The organism is Bifidobacterium boum (genome assembly GCF_000741535.1).
In the GTDB taxonomy this organism is placed as follows: domain Bacteria; phylum Actinomycetota; class Actinomycetes; order Actinomycetales; family Bifidobacteriaceae; genus Bifidobacterium; species Bifidobacterium boum.
Window position 1 is genome coordinate 116,660 of record NZ_JGYQ01000016.1, and the last position, 19,733, is coordinate 136,392.

The 19,733-nt window shown below is 62.9% G+C and carries 13 protein-coding genes and 1 tRNA gene; 2 read left to right on the forward strand and 12 right to left on the reverse strand.

All coding sequences use genetic code 11. The features are described 5' to 3' along the window. Positions 1–11: 11 nt before the first annotated feature. Positions 12–695, reverse strand: coding sequence for an ABC transporter ATP-binding protein (locus BBOU_RS06365; protein WP_026502231.1), 684 nt, complete (start codon positions 693–695; stop codon positions 12–14). Positions 696–1,029: 334 nt separating this feature from the next. Between BBOU_RS06365 and BBOU_RS06370 the strand changes: the two genes are divergently transcribed. Further along, positions 1,030–1,103 (forward strand) — tRNA-Arg (locus BBOU_RS06370). 188 nt (positions 1,104–1,291) lie between these two features. Here BBOU_RS06370 and BBOU_RS06375 read toward each other — a convergent pair. The 8 genes from BBOU_RS06375 to BBOU_RS06410 form a co-directional block, all read right to left on the reverse strand. Beyond that, entirely contained in the window at positions 1,292–2,485 is a 1,194-nt protein-coding gene (locus BBOU_RS06375) for an SLC13 family permease (RefSeq protein ID WP_026502232.1), read from the reverse strand. A 332-nt stretch (positions 2,486–2,817) separates the two neighbouring features. Continuing rightward, complete coding sequence (locus BBOU_RS06380; protein ID WP_026502233.1) at positions 2,818–5,289, reverse strand: alpha-L-arabinofuranosidase family protein; 2,472 nt, start codon at positions 5,287–5,289, stop codon at positions 2,818–2,820. Between the two features lie 177 nt (positions 5,290–5,466). After that, a complete protein-coding gene (locus BBOU_RS06385) occupies positions 5,467–6,558 on the reverse strand; it encodes a hypothetical protein (RefSeq protein WP_026502234.1) in 1,092 nt (363 codons plus the stop codon). Between the two features lie 213 nt (positions 6,559–6,771). Continuing rightward, entirely contained in the window at positions 6,772–7,791 is a 1,020-nt protein-coding gene (locus BBOU_RS06390; protein ID WP_238552109.1) for a glutamate cyclase domain-containing protein, read from the reverse strand. Between the two features lie 90 nt (positions 7,792–7,881). After that, entirely contained in the window at positions 7,882–9,645 is a 1,764-nt protein-coding gene (locus BBOU_RS06395) for an acetyl/propionyl/methylcrotonyl-CoA carboxylase subunit alpha (protein WP_026502236.1), read from the reverse strand. Then, positions 9,642–11,420, reverse strand: a complete 1,779-nt coding sequence (locus BBOU_RS06400) for a 5-oxoprolinase subunit B/C family protein (RefSeq protein WP_026502237.1) — start codon at positions 11,418–11,420, stop codon at positions 9,642–9,644. The genes BBOU_RS06395 and BBOU_RS06400 overlap by 4 nt, the downstream gene beginning before the upstream one ends. Further along, the gene (locus BBOU_RS06405) at positions 11,417–12,223 is read right to left on the reverse strand and encodes a LamB/YcsF family protein (protein WP_026502238.1); all 807 of its coding nucleotides are present in this window, start codon (positions 12,221–12,223) and stop codon (positions 11,417–11,419) included. Before BBOU_RS06405 ends, BBOU_RS06400 begins: the two co-directional genes overlap by 4 nt. A gap of 94 nt (positions 12,224–12,317) precedes the next feature. After that, positions 12,318–13,151 carry a putative hydro-lyase gene (locus BBOU_RS06410; RefSeq protein ID WP_051616606.1) on the reverse strand — a complete coding sequence of 278 codons (834 nt, stop codon included), beginning with the start codon at positions 13,149–13,151 and terminating at the stop codon, positions 12,318–12,320. 275 nt (positions 13,152–13,426) lie between these two features. On the opposite strand from BBOU_RS06410, the gene BBOU_RS06415 reads away from it, so the two are divergent. Next, the gene (locus tag BBOU_RS06415) at positions 13,427–14,398 is read left to right on the forward strand and encodes an aminodeoxychorismate lyase (protein ID WP_015450751.1); all 972 of its coding nucleotides are present in this window, start codon (positions 13,427–13,429) and stop codon (positions 14,396–14,398) included. 21 nt (positions 14,399–14,419) lie between these two features. Here BBOU_RS06415 and dnaG read toward each other — a convergent pair whose 3' ends face one another. From dnaG to alr, 3 genes are all read right to left on the reverse strand, one after another. Beyond that, positions 14,420–16,519, reverse strand: a complete 2,100-nt coding sequence (gene dnaG / locus BBOU_RS06420) for a DNA primase (RefSeq protein WP_026502240.1) — start codon at positions 16,517–16,519, stop codon at positions 14,420–14,422. 408 nt (positions 16,520–16,927) lie between these two features. Beyond that, the gene (locus BBOU_RS06425) at positions 16,928–18,226 is read right to left on the reverse strand and encodes a deoxyguanosinetriphosphate triphosphohydrolase (RefSeq protein ID WP_026502241.1); all 1,299 of its coding nucleotides are present in this window, start codon (positions 18,224–18,226) and stop codon (positions 16,928–16,930) included. Positions 18,227–18,310: 84 nt separating this feature from the next. Continuing rightward, positions 18,311–19,669, reverse strand: a complete 1,359-nt coding sequence (alr, locus tag BBOU_RS06430; protein ID WP_026502242.1) for an alanine racemase — start codon at positions 19,667–19,669, stop codon at positions 18,311–18,313. Positions 19,670–19,733: the final 64 nt, after the last annotated feature.

Here is a 19,733-nt window from a genome sequence, read left to right on the forward strand (position 1 = left end):
AAGTTAGAAGGCTATCTGTCCTGCTCGGTGTCATGGACGATACGCCCGTCCAACAAGGTGACGATACGATCCGCATACGCGGCCATATGGTCGTCATGCGTGACCAGCACGATGGTCTGGCCGTTCTCGCGGGCGAAATCGCGAATCATATCCATGATGTCGACTTTCGTCTTCGAATCAAGATTGCCAGTCGGCTCGTCGGCAAACACGACTTGCGGGCGGGTGACGAACGCGCGGGCGATACCAACACGCTGCTGCTGGCCGCCGGACATCTGCGAGGGGTAATGGTTCAGACTTTTGCCGAGCCCGACGCGTCTGAGCATCGCCCGCGCCCGGGCTTCGCGCTCCTCGCGTGGCACCCCGCGGAACATGAGCGGCATCGCGACGTTTTCGACGGCGTTGAGCCCGGGGAGCAGATTGTAGGACTGGAAAACGAAACCGATGTGCTTCTGCCTGAATTCGGCGAGTTCGCGCTCGTCGAGCCGCGAGACGACGATGCCGCCGATCCGCACGCCTCCGCGCGTCGGGCGTTCCATACCGGCAAGCTGGTTGAGCAGCGTGGATTTGCCTGAACCGGATTCACCGTAGATGCAGCAGATCTGGCCGCGCGCGATATCGAGGTTGATCCGGTCGAGGGCGATGACGCGCTCGGTGCCCATGACGTATTCCTTGCGCAGGTTGCGTACTTCGATCATCGGGCGTTCTGAGGCGGGATGCGTGCCGTTGTGCCGTGCGGTCCGAGGAGCCGGGGTTGCGAGCGCGCCCGAGGCATCTGGTACTGCCGACGCATCCGATGCAATCGATGCATCCGTATTGGCCGTAGGTGGCGGCGACGCGAGCCAAGCCATAGGCGTCCCTTCTCATCTCACGGCCCCTCAACACAGCGGTGCCGCATTCATCACTTCAAGTATTCATCCGAGTATATGTCTGAACACCCCCATACGCCACCTGCCGATACCGCCGGCATGCCGTATGGCGGGCGGCGGGCGCACGTCCCTGATGCTGCTATAATGGCACACGTTGTCTTACGGCCCCGTAGCTCAGTTGGATAGAGCAGGAAACTTCTAATTTCAAGGTCGTCGGTTCGAATCCGACCGGGGTCACTTTTCCATCAAGGTCGTCACGACCGTTTCGTTGCACAAACCGTCATCGCGGTCTCGCACGCAACCACCTCGTGCAACGCCGCTATCCCATGTTTTCACCCCCCCCCCCAAAAAAACTGTCTACGCTCAGACAGCTGTGAGCGTAGACAGTTTGGGAAGGGCGCGCGCAGGTCAGTCGAGTACGCAGGTCAGTCGATGATCCACGACAAGCCGACCAACACCACCAAGAACAGCACGTTAACCGCGCTGTACACCGCCAAATACCGGCCTTTCCTATCCGGATACCGCCGCGTCACGTTCTTGTAGGACACCAAGGACGCCATCGACGCGATCAGCGTACCCATGCCGCCCAAATTCGTACCGATGATCAGATGCGTCCAATCATCGCAGAAGCCCGACAGCAGAATCGTCGTCGGCACATTGCTCATGATCTGGCTGGAAACGACCGCCACTTCAAGCGGATGGCCGCCCACCAAGGACGCCGCCAGCGAGTAGAACGCTGGCACGCGCTTCATATTGCCGATGAAAATGAAGAACATGATGAAGGTCAGCGGCAACCCCCAATCGACCTTCCGGAACGCCTTGCGATCGGCGAACAGGAACACGCCGAAGACCACGACGCACATCACCCAGATCGGCACCAGGTCGCTGACCACCAGCAGGCACAGCAGGAACAACACCGCATACACCCACACGCGCCAGCCGCCATGGCCGGCACCATAGCCGGTCAAGCGGATTTCGTCAGGCTGCGGCTGGTCGGGCTGCGGAGCAAGCACCCCGCGTTCGATATCTTCCCCGTCAAGATCGGCGAACCGGCTTACTTTCTTGCCGCCGAAGGCCACCGAAATCACCACAATCAGCAATACCGCAGCGACAAACGAATACGGGGCCATGATGCCGAGGAACTTTCCGGTCGGTATGCCGGACAACGCTTTGAGATACAGATTATGCGCATTGCCCACCGGGGTGAGCATGCTGCCGACATTCGCCCCCACGGTCATCAGTGTCGCCACCAGCACGGCCGACACCTCCATACCCGCCATCGTGAGCACAGAAATCGCGAACGGGATGAAGGTGACCAGCGCGACATCATTGGTGATCAGCATCGAGGAAAAATACGTGAGCGACACCAGTACCAGCACCACACCGCGCTGGGTGCGCACCATGCGCAGCAGACGCGAGCCGACCATGCGGAACACGCCGATGCGCTGGAATCCGCACACCACCAGCATCAGACACACCAGCTGGGCGATCGTCTTGGTATGCACATAGCTGCGATACTCGCCATCCGGAGGCACCACGAAACAGGATATGATTGCAAGGACCGTAGCGACGATGAGAATCGTCTCACTCTTGACTACTTCAAGCAACCAACGTCGCATCCAGTCCTCCGTGAATTTGAGTTGAACCCTAGGTGAATTCAACATGCCGCACCCGCGACATGCCCAATCTTAGCGGGGAAATACGGCAGGCTGAAGCCAAAGACGGCGTGTTCGCGCGGATTGCTCCGACCATCGTCGAAAATGTCGGCGGCAAATACGCCAGTATTGCCGAAATGCCGCCAATCGCGCGCCCGAACGAAGCCGACCGGTCGGTAGAGAACGACGCGGAGGGCGGCACGCGTCACGCGCGTGTCACAACGATTCGCACAGACACCGGACAGCGCCCACCGGACAGCCACCGCCGGACCGGAACATCACGCGTCACGCGCGTGTCACAACGTCACCGTCACCATCGTGACCGAATACGCTGGCAGCCCCAACGCGAACCGCACCGGCGGACCGGCCATCGCGAAAGTATCCTCACGACGTTCCACCGCCCGATGCGACACGCCCTCGGCCCCGAGCACATTGCGTGCCTCGGGCGCGGCACACAGACGCACCACGCGCAATCGGCACGAATCGCGGCGGGACCGCGCGCCCAGTGACCGCAAGCCAAAGGAGATATCAAGCGTGACATCGATACGGTCGCCGCCGGTATTGACCAGCTTGATGAATCTGGTCGACTCATCGCCGGTGGCGCTTGCGAACAACCGACCCGCAGCCGCCTTACCGGCACGGGTATGCCCGGCATCGCCCAATTCGCACTCGTAGGCCATCGGACCGATATGCGTGGCGAACAGCTGCTCTACTTCGGCGTTGAGCGTCGGCATAACCGTGCGCGCGTCGAATTCGATGAGGTTCTGCATCCATCCCTTGCCTGGCACGCGCGCAAGCAGCGGCGCATACGATGTCATGCGCACCACGTCGCTGTTGCGCTCGCACCCCGTGAGGAACGCCGCTTCGCCGAGCGCGGAAGCCCACGTGTTGGCGTGCGCGTTGTCCTGCTTGCGCCCCGCGAGATAGCCGTTCGCCGAATACTCCCCGACCATCACACCGGCGGAATCACGCGGATAGCCGTCATAGCGGCGGGCTTGTGAAGCGAACCATTCGGGCGTGTGGTAGGAGTGCTCGTCCACGATGACTCTGCTGCCCGCAAGCGGCGGGTCGCACGCCAACAGCATCTCGCCACGCCCGGCGGCGATGTCGCGCGCATGATTCCACGCCCGACGCATCGACAGATGATACGGGAACAGTCCGGCGCTCATCACACACAAAATCGACGGATAACATTCGTGAATCGCCTTGGCGATGGCATCGAACCGTTCCATATACCCTTCGCCGTAATTCTCGTTGCCGATACCAATCATGTCGAGGCCAAACGGCGCCGGATGGCCCATATCGCGACGAACCCGCGCCCACTGGCTGGTATCTGGATCACCGTTGGCGAATTCGATGAGATCGAGATAATCCTGAATGACCACATCACGGAAATACTCGCTGTTCACAGGAATGGACTGCGGGTCGCGGTACGGCGACTGGCAGGTCATGCCCGCGAACAATGTCGGCAACGGCTTGGCGCCCAGATCCTCGCACAGGCAGAAATACTCGTAGAGGCCGATCTGGTAGCTTTGCGAATAGCTTGAGCCGTCCGGCATGCGGAAGGCCCACATATTGTATTGCTGACGACGCGCATACAAAGCGCCGACCGTGTCCTTCCAACGGTACTCGTTGCCCGGCGTGACGCCTTCGGTGATGCAGCCGCCTGGGAACCGCAGGAACGCGGGTTTGAGCGCCGCGATAGCTTCGACCAGGTCGCGGCGGAACCTGCCATACCGCCATTTGGGGTCGCCCGCCCCCCAGGTGTCCGCATCCATGAGGCTGACGCAGTCGAGATCGATAACGGTGTCTGACAAGGCGGCCGGCGCGGCGAGTTGCGCGGCGGATTGCGCGGCGGATTGCGAGATGGACGGCGCAGCGATCGATACAGCGGTCGGCGCAGTTGCCACACGCCCTGCATGATGCCCGTCTGCGCGCACCCCGTCGGCACGCACCCCGTCTGCATGCATCCCGTCCCTGCCGGCACGCGCCCCGTCGGCACGTTGTTCGCCGGCATCTGCCCCACCGCCGGCGTACCCGCAATCACCAAGGTGCCCATTGCCCGGAACCAAGCCGATATGCAGCTTGCCCAGGCCCGAGGCCATACCCGATAGCGTGCATGTCAGACGAACCCATCCGTTGGAGTGGGCAGTGTCATCCGTATCACACGCCCTCGCCGCGACGGTACTTGCGCTTGACGCATCCGCATCACCGGGGCCGCCGCACGACAGTTCCACGCAATCGGTCAACGCCGCTCCCGAAGCGTTGACGACACTCACCGCGAGCGTCACCACACCGGCTACCGGACGCACATAGACACTGAAATCGTAACGATGCCCCTGGCTGATGGCAATCGCGCACTCCCCGGCATGCTTGCCGCCGCCGTTGTATCCAAGGTTTTCAATATTCGCGCCACGCCGCCCCGCAGGCAGGGTCACACGCACGTATCTGCTGTTGGGGTGCAGCGGAAGCGCCGGGCAGGATGTTTCAATACGCTGCCCGTGCTCGCCGCGAGTCTCAGTGCCATAGCTCGTCGCCGAAACCCCATGGAACTGCCAGAAACGCAACGAATCGACTTGAGTGCGCCACCGGTCCGTTCCGTGCGCACGCATACTGCGGTGCTTGAGATAGACGCCATCGAAGCTGTAATTATTGACCACGTTCGCATTCAGGCCACCATCGACCGACATGTTGATGTCCTCAAGAAACGCACCATACAGCCGGTCGCTGACCGGATGCGACGCTGAACCCACCATTACCGTGACCATGGTTCCTATCGTAGGCGAAATGAGACGATTTTCCCGGTAGCGCAGGGCGAATCGGCGAGCGCGTGTCGCATCCGTCCGGTTCCGCTCGTGTACCCGCGCGGCGAACTGGCGACGAACATGCATTTCGGCAGCGCGGCGGGAACACGGCAGCCACCGTACGGCCCGCACCCGCTGGCATCATGCCTGTGTTCTCGCGGCGCTGTCCGGTGGGAGGAGCTGGGTGTGGCGGGCGCAGCGCTCCCACATCCTGACCGCCTTACCGGCCAGGCGCTTGCGGCGGCCGGGCTGTTTGACATCCAACACCAGCTCCAGCACGCTGCCGGACGCCAGCTCCCGACGAAACCAATACGACGCCCACGACCGATTCGACACCACACCACGCGACGAAAAGCACCCCGCGCCCGGCTCCCCCTCACACCCCACACAAGACACCTCCACCGCACGGCCATGCGCGGCCTGCCACGCCCCCAGCAGGCCATCCACACCACCGGCCGGCACCACACGCCAACACAACCACGCATCCAAACCACGCACCCAATCCCCGTACCACCGGGAACCAGGCTCCTGCGGCAACTCCATCGCATCCACATGATGGTAGTACCCACGCACCACCCCCGGACCCGGCGCGTAATCCTCCTGGAAATACGCCGGCGGCGTCAACACCAACACCCCATCACCACCCAAATCCTCACGCAACGGACACGGCATCCCCGTATACGGGTTCCGCCCATTACGCGCACACCACGCATCAACCCGCGCATACGACTCCAACACCATCCCCCCAAGCTCCCCAACACCGGCACCACACGGACACACCACCGTCCCCACATCATTCAACCTCGAATCCACATCACCACTCCAACGAAGAGAAACCACGTCGGATCTCGCCGTCCACCCGCTATGGGGATTGAACGTCACACAACATCTCTTCCATTGCGACTCGGGCTTCCCGGTCACGCGCATGGACACCTGTTTCCACGCCCTCTTGGAAACCCGGCTGGCAGTGACCCCGACATGGGACCGGTCGAATTCCAGGATGCTCTCCATCGCCATGCCCAACGTACGCGCGGACACCTCGTCGGCGGGGATACCGAACGAACGCATCGGAATCTGGACAAGCACCGGCCCCGACCCGCCGACCACCTTCACATAGTTGCCCACCAAGAACCCCCCGTCGATGGAACGGAAGAACTCGATGCACAACAAACCGGCAATCGTCTCAGCCAACACAGGCGTATCATCCAGCCACTCATAATCCGGCTCGAACATCACTTGCCCCCTATCACGAACTCGACCTTGATGGGCAGCGAGCCCGCCCGCCTGTTCACACCAGCATAACCGCACAACAACCGCCGCCGATGGTTTCTGCACAAGGTGTCGCGCCCGCCATACCGGAATGCCGCAGCATTCAGCAGCAGATCATCATCGTGGATTGTGCAACCGTTTGCAGCCGAAACCCCGCATCTGCTGCAACAAGCGCCTCTAACGCCGACCTCGGGCGATGTCAGACATCATACGGATCTGGCGGTAGTAGCGTTCCTCGCTCAAGCCGTCGACCGTCGGGGTGTTGCGCATCGTGACCCCGTCAAGCCCGCCGGCGCGCGCGACATCCGCGAGCACAGCCCGATGCCATGCGATGTCAAGCAGCGGCGCCGCCCGCCGGCAGCCCATCGCGTACATCGCACACACCAGCGCGTGGCCGCCCCAGTTCGACGTGCCGGAGACGATCAGCTCGTCCGCGGGAACCGTGCAGGCGATACGCTCGCCATGCTCGACGACATCCTCGATGACGATGGAATCCAGCCTGCCCATGCCGATCTCGTTGCCGCCGTCGCCGATGCCGATCACATGCAAACCCAGCCCGGTGAGCCGGCTGAGCGGGGCGGTCCACCGGTCGATATCAAAACCCCGCATATTGCGCGGGTTTCCGTCGCGCGCAGGGCCCACGCGCTCGATATAGATGACGGTGTCGATACCGTGATGGTTGACAAGCCCGCGCATCGCGTCAATCCACCGCTCGAAGTGTTGCGCATCCGCCGGTGCGATGGCCACATGGTCTTCGGGCAAGCGCGACGAGGCCCCTGCGCGGATGACCGGCTCGCACGGCTCATCGCTGACCAGCCAGGCGTCCGAACCGATGGCCCGCAGCGCCTCGCACAGTTCGACCGCCCCGGCGGGGCCATCCGATTCGGCGGCGGGACGCTCGGCCTGCGGAATGTAGAACCCGGTGACGACCATGGCCTTGTGGCCGCCGGATTTGAGCCACCGGGCGGCATGGAACAGGTCACCGCGCGCGAAGGTCATCATGGTTTCGCTGCCCCGGCCCACATCCGCCGCAGCGGCATTCTGGATGTGCGCGACGCGAGGTTTCCACCGCCAGCTTGCGATGCGGGCGGCAGGGCCGATGCCGCCATGGTGTGCCGCACTGCCACGGCCGGTATGGAACGTATCCGATTGCCGATTGACATGTCCTGCTTGGTTGTATTGCATCGTTTCCGTCATATCCACTCCTCTCCTATCAGCGCCCGGCCGGTTAAATCGGCCGGATGCCGCGTATCACGACTGTTTCACGTATTTGTCTCATGTCTTGTCTCACGATTCGATATGCCCCAGCACGCTTCCGGATCTCGCGCTGTCGCCCGGCTGCGCGGCAATATGGACCACACCGCCAATCGGGGCCGTAACCTGGATTTCCATCTTCATGGCTTCCAGCACGACAACCGGCGTGCCCGCGCCGACTTCAGCGCCGTCATCGACCAGCCAACGCGCCACCGTGCCGGTAATCGAGGCGAGGATATCCCCGGCATCATGCGCGGCTGTCTCCCCCACGCCGCCATCGTGCGATGTTTCATCGCCGGCCGCCCCCGCCGCCCCAAGCGAGGAGACCAGACCGGCCGGCAATCCGACCTCCACACGGCGGCCATCCCATTCGATCCACGTACGATGCAATCCGGTATCGGCGTCGTCGAAACGTACCGATGCACCATCGGGCTTGAGCTGTTCGGGGTCAAGCCGCTTGAGCAGCACCTCCTCGATCCACCGCGTGTAGATGTGGAACCCATGTTCCGCTGTGAAATCAGGGTCCGCGAGCACGGCCCGGTCGAAGGGCACGACCGTGGGCACGCCGTCGATGCGCAGTTCGGCGAGCGCCCGCCGCGCCCGTTGCAGACATTCCTCGCGCGTGGTGGCGTGCACGATGAGTTTGGCGAGCATGGAATCGAAATGATCGGAGACAATCGAACCGGTTTGCACGCCGGTGTCGAAGCGTATGCCCGGCCCGCTGGGCGCCCTCAGCGCAGTGATACGCCCGGGGAATGGCGCGAATCCGAGCGACGGGTCTTCCGCGTTGAGGCGGAATTCCATCGCGTGCCCGTCGTGCGCCGGTTTGAGCGCAGCGATTGACGCGCCCGCGGCGATACGCAGTTGCCATGCCACGAGGTCGATGCCGCTGGTCATTTCGGTGACCGGGTGCTCGACCTGGATGCGCGTGTTGACTTCCATGAACGAGAGCGTGCCGTCCGGAGCAACGAGGAATTCCACGGTTCCGGCACCCACATACCCGACTTCGGAGCAGATCGCCACGGCCGCATCCTCAAGCCGTTGCGTGATGCTGCCGGTCAGGAAGGGCGCCGGAGCCTCCTCGATAAGCTTCTGGTTGCGCCGCTGAAGCGAGCAGTCCCTGGTACCGACGGCGATGACCCCGCCATACGTGTCGCCGAGTACCTGAACTTCGACGTGACGCGGATGGTCGAGGAACCTTTCGATGAAGCACTCCCCGTTGCCGAACGCGACTTCGGCCTCGTGGACGGCGGAATCGAAGGCAGGTTCGACGCTATCGAGGTCGCGCACGACTTTCATGCCGCGGCCTCCCCCGCCGTGCACCGCTTTGATGACAATCGGCAGACCGTGTTGACGCGCGAATGCGGCGGCTTCCTGCGCGTCCTTGACCGGTTGCGTGGTGCCGGGGGCCATGGGTGCGCCGACTTTCGCGGCGACGGCACGCGCCTGGACTTTGTCTCCGAGCCTGCGGATGGTCTGCGGTGATGGGCCGATCCATGTCAACCCGGCATCCTGGACCGCCTGCGCGAAATCTGCGTTCTCTGATAGGAATCCGTACCCCGGATGAACGGCGTCCGCGTGTCCGCTTGCCGCTGCCTTGAGCAGTGCCGGGATGTTCAGGTAGGTTTCCGCCGGTGTCGCCCCGTGCAGGGCGATGGCCTCATCGGCGAGCTGGACGAACAGCGCGTCGGCGTCATCGTCCGCGTAGACGGCGACCGCTTCCAATCCCAGATCATGGCAGGCGTGGATGATTCGTACGGCGATTTCCCCGCGATTGGCGACCAGGATGCGCTTCATCGGGACTCCTTTCCATCGTGTTCATCAGCGTGGGATACGTCTTGGCTTTCCGGTGCCGCCATTGCACTCTCCTCGGCTTTGCGGAACCGGATGGACGCGCCCGGCGGCAGTTGCGCCGCTAACGCGAGCGCATCAAGTGTCAGTACGGCGATGATCGGATAGCCGCCGGTGACCGGCTGATCGCGCAGAAACAGCACGGGCTGCCCGTTTCCGGGCACTTCGAGCGAGCCGGGGACCATGCCTTCGCTGGGCAGTTCCCGCGTATCTTCGCGTTCCAGGGGCTGCGGGCCGTTGAGCCTCAGCCCGGTACGGTTGGATTGTGCGGTGACCTGCCATGTGGTGTCGAACAGCGTGCCGATGGCGGCCGGCGTGAACCAGTCGTCATGCGGGCCGAGCATGACATCGAGCCAGATTGGATGATTGGCGCTGCCGATCGCCTCCGGACCGGCATGGTGCATGGTGCTGGTTGGCAGGTGCCCGTTCCATTTGCACGGCCGCCCTACGCTTCGTAACGAATCCGGGGTTCCGGCGATGAGCGTGTCGCCTGCGGCCAAGGGGGCCGGTCCGATGCCGGACATAGTGTCCCGCGAAGCGCTGCCGAGTGTCATCGGGGCTATGAATCCGCCTCGAATGGCGAGATAATCACGTAATCCCGCGTGCGGCATGCCTATGGTCAGGGTTTCGCCGTCGTGGAGGATGATGGCTTCCTGCCGGTGCAGGCTTTGCCGGATGGTCGTGTGGCCCGGATCGGCACCTGACGTGGCATTTCCGGTGATACACAAATCGACTGGGGCTCCCGTAACGGCGACCACCACATTCCCTATCGCGGTGAACGCGGCATCGCCTGCGGTCAGTTCGATGGCGAGCGCGTCCGGCGGATTACCGACAAGCATATTGGCCAGGCGGTAGGCGGGCATATCGCACGCCCCCGATCCGGCGACGCCCATGGCCGAGGCGCGCCTGCCCTGGTCTTCGAACAGCGCGAGCAGGCCGGGGCGGATGACACGCAGGCCGTGGTCACATGTCATTGGCCCCAAACCGCTACCGGAGTTCCCGGCATTCGCCCGGATATCGCGGTCCGACAGCATCCGGCGTTGGCGCGCAATATCAGTCATGACCGTCTGATCGCGCTCGGCGTGGAACATCACACGGTCGCCGGGCATGATGGCCGCGGGCGGGTCGGCGTGTGCATCCCACATCGGCATGGCCGTGTGCCCGATCAGCTGCCATCCGCCGGAGCTTTCGCGCGGGTAGACGCCGCTGAACCGCCCGGCAAGACCGACCGCGCCGGAAGGCACACTCAACCGTGGCGTTGCGCGGCGCGGCACGTCGAATATCGGGTCGCCATCCACCAGATATGTGAATCCGGGGGCGAATCCGCCGAATGCGGCCGTCCACGCGGTGCCGGTATGCCGGGCGACCACCTCGTCGGCGCCGATACCAAGCAGCTGCGCCACGGCCTCAAGATCCTCGCCGTCGTAGATGACGGGCACGGTCACCGTCCGATGCTCTTGAGCCTGATCGGGGGTATCAGGCAGTGCCATGATCGCTTCGGCAAGCGAAGCTGCACGGATCCTGCGCGGATTGAACCGCACGAGCACGGTCTGCGCGGCTGGAACGAGTTCGGTAATCGCAGCGAACACCTTGGACGGTACGCCTAACGATGCGGCGTCCGCCACGGCTTCGCCGATGGCGTGATACAGGCCGAGCGCATAGTGCAAATCCCCGGTCTCCACAAGCAACGCGTCCTGGCCTGCCGGCAATATCCGTCTCATGATTTCGCGGCTTCCGTGGACACTGATGGCGATGAGCCGTCACACGCCGCAAACGAGCGTACTGCAATCCCGGCATGTTCCAACGCCTTGCGCACCGCCGTCGCCATGGCCACCGCCCCCGGCGAATCGCCGTGCACGCACACCGAATCCGCATGCAGGCGGACAATGCTGCCGTCAATCGCCGTCACCGTACCGTCCTCGACCATGCGCAGCACCCGCGCGGTCACCTGTTCCGGGTCGGTGATGACCGCGCCCGGCTCACGTCGTGAGACCAGATGACCGTCCGGCGTGTAGGCGCGGTCGGCAAACGCCTCACGGAATACGCGAAGTCCCGCATCCTCGGCAAGCCGGCCGACCACCGAACCGGGCAGGGTGAGCAAGGCGAGCGACGGATCAACGGCCTTGATTGCCTCGACCACGGCTGCGGCATGCCGTTCGTCAATCGCAATCCGGTTGTACAGCGCCCCATGCGGTTTGACATACTTCACTTGTGTTCCAGCTGCCGCCGCGATCCCTTCCAACGCGCCAATCTGGTAGATGACGTCGGCGGCGAGATCTTCAGGCGTCTCATCGACATACCGCCGGCCGAACCCGGCAAGATCGCGGTACGCCACATGCGCACCGACCGTTACGCCGTGCGCCGCCGCGTAGCCGACCGTGCGCAGCATTCCAGCCGGGTCGCCCGCATGGAAGCCGCACGCCACATTCGCGCTCGATACCACGCCGAGCAGCGCCGTGTCGTCGCCGAGCGTCCACCGGCCGAAGCTTTCGCCCATATCGCTGTTGAGGTCTATTCCCGTCATTGTTGTTCCCCGCTCCCGCTGTTTTCTGCTTTTCGATATCTCATATCTTCCGCATCGCACGCCATCGGTATTGATGTATTTGCACCGACGCGAGTCACACCATGAAACTGCGGTCGGGAATATCCGTGAGGAACATGTGCCCGGGCGCGTGCGTGATTGCGAACGACGGTTGCGACGCCATCACCGCCGCCTGCGGGGTCACCCCGCACGCCCAGAACACGGGGATGTCACCGTCCTTCATAATCGGCGGGTCCCCATAATCGGGGTGCTGCAAATCCGGAATCCCGATGCCTTCGGGCTCGCCCACCCATACGGGCGCCCCGTGAACGCTCGGATAGTAGCCAGAGATCCGCACGGCGTCCGCAATCCGGTCCGGTTGGATGCCGCGCATCGACACCACCATCGTCGAACTGAACCGTCCTGCAGGTTTGCAGGCGATTGACGTGTCATACATCGGCACGTTACGTCCCGCCTCGATATGATGCACCGGAATACCGGCCTCCATCAACGGGAATTCGAAGGTGAAACTGCATCCGATCAGAAACGTGACCAGATCATCATGCCGTGCCCAGATATCGGTGATATCGCTGCACGTGTCCACCAGCTCGCCGTGCTCCCAGACGCGGTACAGCGGAATATCCGTACGGATGTCGCTACCGGCGGCGATGGAAGGCTTGGGATTGCCGGGATCAAGGACTTCAAGAATCGGGCAGGGCTTGGGGTTGCGTTGGGTGAACAGCAGGAAATCAAACGCGTATTCACGCGGCAACGCGATCATATTCGCCTGGGCGAAACCGCGTGCGATACCGCAGGTCGGGCGCACCACGCCGCGTCGGAACGCCTCACGCGCCTCTTGTGGCGTCGTATTCGCGTCCAGTACGGGCGCAATACCTTGCGTATTGTGTTCAACCGGTGCAACGCCGGACATCAACGAACCCATAGGAACCTCCCTTTCGTCCACACGCTAAGTTCGGCGCGTTAAACCCTGATTTCACGCAACAACGAGGAAGATCACCAACTTGTGACCGGCGGATTACGGGCATGCCCCGCCCGTGCGATCCGTGAAATACGCGCGGAATAACGTGAGGCTCGTTCGACGACGCGGTGGCTCAGCCACGACGCGTCGGCCGCGGGGCACACCGGCGGCAGGGCCGCGAGACCACCAAGGCCATCACGGCAAGCAAACACGAGAGGAGTCATTCCATGAGCGCAGTCGTACTCGGGGTAGGAAACGCATCGGTATTGTTCAAGGGGTTGGATAACGGCGGCGGGGACGCGGTCACCATCATTGACGCGCATGATGATTGCGCTTCGGCCTTTGATTTGAGCGTATTGCGCGGCGACGGGATCTTCGAGGCGACCACGGTCTACGACGGATTCCCCGTATCCTTGGAAAACCATCTCAAACGGCTCGCCCATTCCGCCGCACTGGTTGATATGCCCGAACCTGATGTCGACGCGTTCACCGACGCCTGTCAAGGGGTAATCGACGCCTACGACGGGGCCGAAGAAGCGCCGATGCTGCGCATTCTCGTCTCGCGCGGGCTAGACCCGACCACGGGCATCGGGGTTGAAGCGGAACGTTCAGGCAACGGCCCATTGCTGCCGAGCGTGTGGATTTTCCTTGACGGCTTGGGCACCGGGCACAGCATTGAGCCGATTACCATGGCGACGCTCACCCGCGGATATCCGTCGGATATCACGTCGAAAGCGCCGTGGCTGCTCAACGGCGCGAAAACCCTGAGTTATGCGGTTAATCAGGCGATGCACCGGGAATGCGACCGCCGCGGGGTCGGCGACGCGGTCACCACCACAACCGACGGGTATACGTTGGAATGTCCCAACAGCAGCATCGTCGCACGATACGGGGATACGTACGTCACGCCCGACCCGCGCATCGGTATCCTCAACGGCACATCGCAACGCGAACTGTTCGCGTGGGCACTTGAGGAAGGCAAGCGGACCGCGTACTGCAAGCTGCCGGTTGACGAGCTGCGGGATGCGGACGCGTTGTATATGACGCACGGCGGCTGGGTGGTTCCGGTCAAGGAGCTGGACGGCAAAGCATATGCGGTGGATATGGACGAAATCCGTGCGATGAACGAGGCCATCCACAGCGGGCGCACGCATGATGACGCACTGACAATCGGGCCGAGCGGGGAATACGACGCGTAAGGAGCGTCGTTCTGCCCCAGGCTACCCGACCGTGTTGTTGTACACCTGCGCCTGAAGGTCCTTGCGCGCGGTTTCAAGCGTGGTGATGCTGCCGAGCAGCACGATTTTCTCCTCGCCGTCCGGCAGCTGGGCCATACGGCGTCTGGCCGCGCCGATTCTGCGCATGTAACCGATATCAAGCAGACGGGCCAACAGTTCGGACGCATACTGGCGCTCCCCCTGGGTCGGCTCCCGCAGCTGGACGTCGGCGACTCCGGGAGTCCCGGCAGCGCCAGCACCTTGACTGTCACCTGTCCCGGGTGCTGACTGCTGGTTCGGCGGTGTCGGCAACGGCAAGGGCATCACGGCGAGCTCGTCAATCACCGATTGGAGCATCGGCCCGCCCGCCTTGGTCAGGTTGTGTATCCACAAGCCCTGCGGGGTGTCATCCGTCGGCAATCCACCTGCCGCGGCGATCGCTTGGAACAGCGTGCGGAATACGGGGGTCATGAAATTCGCCAAAGTCAGTTGGGCGAACCATTCGCGGTCGATGGCCCGCGGAATCTGGATGAGCGTCGCCATGAACTGCTGCTCGCAGATGAATACCGCGTCGTCAATGTGGAAATACGTTTGACTGGCCGCATCGCGGTGTTCAAGTTCCCGCCTGCGGGCCGGATTCGCATACGGATTCTCGCGGTCCGACCGCTCCTCGACACGCACCTGCTGACGCCGACGGGGCGCGTACACATCCTCGTCGCGCACGTTATACTGCCGTCTGGCCTGCTTGACTTCACGCTGCATGATATCAAGGTCAACGCCGATACGGCGGGTCGCCTTGCGGGTGTAGAGGTCCAGCAGCGAACGGTCACGAATCTGCGCGATCAGCGGCGCTGCGGCTTTCACTGCACCCATCTGCCCGGTGGCGTACTGGGTGTCGAAACGGTCAATCGCCGTGTCGATGACGAAATCGTACAGCGGGCGGGCACTGTCAATCAGCGCGCGCACCGCCTCGTTGCCGCGCTGGATGCGCAGATCGCACGGGTCGAGATTGTCATCGGCGACGGCGACGAAAGTCTGCGACAGGAACGCGGAATCCAATCCGAACGCATGCAGCGCGGCCTTCTGGCCTGCAGCGTCCCCGTCAAACGTGAACACGACACGCGAGCTGAGCGACTGTCCTTCGACCTTGAGCGGCCCGACCAGTTGGACTGCGCCAAGCGAATCATCCGCGATCAGACGGCGGATGATTTTCGCGTGATCCGCACCGAACGCGGTGCCGCATGTGGCGACCGCCGTGTCGATACCTGCCAGATGACAGGCCATGACATCCGTATACCCTTCGACGATCACCGCCTGGCGATGCTTGACAATCGACGATTTCGCCAGGTCGATGCCGTAGAGCACTTGTGTTTTACGGTATAGCTGGGTGTCTGGGGTGTTGATGTACTTCGCTGCGATGGTGTCGTCGTCATACAGTTTGCGCGCACCGAAGCCGAGCGTACGGCCGGTCGAATCGCGGATCGGCCATGTGGCCCGGCCGCGGAAATAGTCATAAATACCATGCTGGCCACGGCGAGCGAGGCCGGCATCCAGCATCTCCTGTTGGGTGAAGCCTTTGTCCGCCAGGTGACGCACGAGATTGTCCCAGCCTTGCGGGGCGTAGCCGCAGCCGAAACGTTCGCAATCGGCTTGGCTGAAATTGCGTCCGCCGAGCAGTTTACGTGCGGCGAGCGCCTCCTTGCTCATGATCTGCGAGGTGAAGAACCGTTGGGCTTCCTCGTTTGCTTCGAGCAGACGCGCGCGTTTCGACCCGGCATGTTCGCCTTGGCGTGAGCCTTGGTCGTAGTGCAGTTCGATGTGGTATTTGTCGGCGAGCAGTTCGACCGCTTCACGGAAGTCGATGTTCTCCTGCTGCTCCACGAAACCGAACACGTCGCCGCCCAGACCGCAGCCGAAGCAGTGCCAGACGCCCAAGGACGGGCGGACGTTGAAACTCGGGGTCTTCTCGTCATGAAAGGGGCATAGGCCGACATAGGTGCCGGTGCCCGAGGGCTTGAGCGTGACGGAAGCGGATACGATATCGTACAGGTCCGCGGCGGCGCGCACCTTCTCTACGTCTTCTTTCTTGATCATCCCGGGCATAGGTTCCATGCTAACCCGAGGACTGTTCAGCGGCGTGCGCCGACAGAAAACAGCGTGCCATGCGATGATGATGTCGCACCGCAGGCCGATACTGACGACTCACGCCACTCAATCGCTCGATACCAGCCCGCTATGCAACTCAACAGTCGCACCGCAGGCGGATATCTCCATCCAGATCCTCCATAGGACAACAATCTAACCGCCATGCGACTGCATAGTCACACCGCAGACAGATACCCGCCAAACCACTACTGCAGCCCGAGTTATATGCCCCTTGTGTGATCAACCAGTCACACCGCACTCGGATACCGCCGATCTACGCCGGCCACCGACCGATACCAGCCAGCCATGCGGCCAAACCGTCACAGCACGCACCGATACATTGTTCCCGCGTGTCCGAGTCGGCACTCAGCACAGGATCGAGTGCAAGGTCGCCGCCGAGCCATCCGTCAGGCTCGCCACCTGATCGATGGCCACGCGCAGCCGCTCCCCATCATTAGACGCCTGCCGCCAATCATCAAGGAACACCGTTTCCAACGCATCGCTCGGTTTCGGCGAATCCGCCATCAACACGTCCACCAGATCGGTGACGATCCGCTGCTCCTGCTCATGGAACGGCTCACGCTCGCGTGGCGCCATGACAAAATACACAGACATCCCTTTGAGCGCCAAAATCTCGTAGCAAGTCCGGTCAGGCACCACCACCTGCGCCGCATATCGGGTCAACGGACCGGTACCGTACCGCTGCCGTGTCGCCGATTCCACTGAATCAGCAAACCGCCCGATCAACGCGCTAGTCATGTTCTTCAACTGCGCCAACGCCTGACGAGACCCGTCAAACCGCCCCGGCAACAGTTTCCCGTCACGCAGCCTGAGCACCGCTGCCAGCAGCAGGTCAGGGTCCCACTGCCGCCCATACCAAGCGCGCGCCGATTCGACCACCTGATCAATCACCCGATTGTCCGCGAGCGCCACCGGATTCAACGTGCCCGTCGCAATCGCATCCTCGATATCGTGCACGCTGTACGCGATGTCATCCGACAAGTCCATGACCTGGCATTCCATCGGCGTGCGCAACAAGGACGACACCTCGGGCGTCCCTTGTTTGAGCCAGCGGAACACCGGTTCGTCATCCGGGTAGACGCCGAATTTCACGCTGCGCTCCCCCTTGGGGTGTGCGGCCGCCTCGCGAAGCGTCCACGGGTATTTCACCGCAGCGTCCAATGCCGCACGTGTCAGATTGACGCCGGCGGACCGGCCGTCAGGGTGAAACACTTTCGGCTCGAGTCGCGTCAACAGTCTCAAGGTTTGCGCGTTGCCTTCGAACCCACCGATGTCTTGTGCGATCGCCGCCAGCGCGCGTTCACCATTGTGCCCGAATGGCGGATGTCCCAGATCGTGCGCCAGACACGCGCAATCCACCACATCGGGATCGCAGCCGAGCAGAGCACCGATTTGCCGGCCGATCTGGGCGACCTCCAGCGTGTGGGTCAACCGTGTGCGGGCGAAATCATCGGTTCCGGCGACAAGGATCTGGCTTTTGCCGCCCAGACGACGCAAGGCCGACGAATGGATCAGGCGCGCCCGATCCCGCTGGAACGCCGTGCGCGACGGGGATTTCGGCGGTTCGGCGACCCAACGCTCTTCATCCGCCGCAGTATATCCTTCGGCGGCGAGGACGCGCTCGCCGTCGGTGGTGGTCGTCATGCTCGTCCTTTCTTATCACCCCGCTGCTGGTTACACCGTGTGCGGATGATGGTATGCCATCCGCACACGGCCGGCGTATCAAGGCTACAGAATGCTCGCTGGATCGAGTTTCGCCAAATCCTCAGGCGGCAGCACCTCGGGCGCGTGCAGGTACAGGCGCGGGATGCGGTTGCGCAGGCAGGTGAAGATCTCGTAGCTGATGGTGTCCGCCGCGCGCGCCCAGTCGTCCGCAGTCGGCTCAGCGTAGTCCTCTCCCCTGCCCGGGCCGAACAGTTCGACGGTATCGCCCTCATGGACGCCCATTTCGGCCGCGCTGCCATGCAAGTCGAGGATGAACTGGTCCATGCACACGCGTCCGGAGACGCGCAGGAGCTTCGGCCCCTGTTCGGTCATAACGCGCACCGGACCGCCAAGCTTGGTGACATGCTTGGCGCCCTGCATATCGAATCCGGAGGCGGAACGGTGGATGCCGTCCGCGTAGCCGACCGGTACGATCGCGGTGCTGGTGGATTGCGGGGTCAGGTATGTGCGTCCGTAGGAGATGCCGTGACCGGATTCCACATCCTTGACGGTGCCGAGCTGCGCTTGCAGGGTCATGGCCGGTTTCAGACGATAGGTTTGCGGCGTGCCCATCGCCGGATCGGGCTCGTAGCCGTACAGACCGACGCCCGGCCGGGTGAGTTCGAAATGGATCTGAGGACGGTCAAGCGTGGCCGCGGTATTGGCCAGATGCCTGATTTTCGGGGCGATGCCCGCCTGGCGCATCCGCTCGGTGAACTCGTTGAACGTGGCGACCTGTTGGTCGGTCGCGTCCACGAATTCCGGTACATCCGGCGAATCGGCGACCGCCAGATGACTCCACTGGCCGACAATCTCAAGCACGCCTTCCTTGGCGAGCGGTACCAGCTTGTCCAGTGCCGCGCCGAAGCCCTGCGGGGTGAAGCCGTTACGGCCGAATCCGGAATCGACTTTCACGTGGACGCGCGCCGGACGGCCTACCTTGCGCGCGGCAGCGGCGAGCGCGTCGATGCCGGCGAGCGAGCCGACGGAAATGTCGATGTCGTTGGCGATCAGCTCGTCGAACGGGACTTGCGTGCCGTTATAGACCCATGTAAGAATGCGGCAGCGATCTGGACCGATACCGGCTTTGCGCAACAGCAGCGCCTCATGCGATTGCGCGGTGCCAAGCCACGTGGCGCCTCCCGCAAGCGCTGCGAGGGCGGATGGGATCAGGCCGTGGCCGTAGGCGTCCGCCTTGACGACACCCATGACGGCTGTACCTGACTGTGGTCCGCCGACCACAGACACCAAATGCCGCATATTGTCACGCATCGCGGCGAGGTCGACAATCGCCTGTGCCGGATATTGACGCAACGCGGCCTTGTAATTCGCTTCGCCTTGCGCCGAGGAAAACTGCCATGCTGGAACTGCACTTAACGTCATGTCCCCATTGTCGCGCGGGGAGGTAACATTCACGACCGGCGTTTCTCACCCGGCGGCCGTTTGT

Coding starts and splice junctions, on each gene's coding strand:
- dnaG (WP_026502240.1), bottom strand. CDS start 16,519: ATGCCCGGGATGATCAAGAAAGAAGACGTAGAGAAGGTGCGCGCCGCC.
- BBOU_RS06390 (WP_238552109.1), bottom strand. CDS start 7,791: ATGACGGAAACGATGCAATACAACCAAGCAGGACATGTCAATCGGCAA.
- BBOU_RS06385 (WP_026502234.1), bottom strand. CDS start 6,558: ATGTTCGAGCCGGATTATGAGTGGCTGGATGATACGCCTGTGTTGGCT.
- BBOU_RS06415 (WP_015450751.1), top strand. CDS start 13,427: ATGAGCGCAGTCGTACTCGGGGTAGGAAACGCATCGGTATTGTTCAAG.
- BBOU_RS06405 (WP_026502238.1), bottom strand. CDS start 12,223: ATGACGGGAATAGACCTCAACAGCGATATGGGCGAAAGCTTCGGCCGG.
- BBOU_RS06380 (WP_026502233.1), bottom strand. CDS start 5,289: ATGGTCACGGTAATGGTGGGTTCAGCGTCGCATCCGGTCAGCGACCGG.
- BBOU_RS06375 (WP_026502232.1), bottom strand. CDS start 2,485: ATGCGACGTTGGTTGCTTGAAGTAGTCAAGAGTGAGACGATTCTCATC.
- BBOU_RS06410 (WP_051616606.1), bottom strand. CDS start 13,151: ATGTCCGGCGTTGCACCGGTTGAACACAATACGCAAGGTATTGCGCCC.
- BBOU_RS06400 (WP_026502237.1), bottom strand. CDS start 11,420: ATGAGACGGATATTGCCGGCAGGCCAGGACGCGTTGCTTGTGGAGACC.
- alr (WP_026502242.1), bottom strand. CDS start 19,669: ATGACGTTAAGTGCAGTTCCAGCATGGCAGTTTTCCTCGGCGCAAGGC.
- BBOU_RS06425 (WP_026502241.1), bottom strand. CDS start 18,226: ATGACGACCACCACCGACGGCGAGCGCGTCCTCGCCGCCGAAGGATAT.
- BBOU_RS06365 (WP_026502231.1), bottom strand. CDS start 695: ATGATCGAAGTACGCAACCTGCGCAAGGAATACGTCATGGGCACCGAG.
- BBOU_RS06395 (WP_026502236.1), bottom strand. CDS start 9,645: ATGAAGCGCATCCTGGTCGCCAATCGCGGGGAAATCGCCGTACGAATC.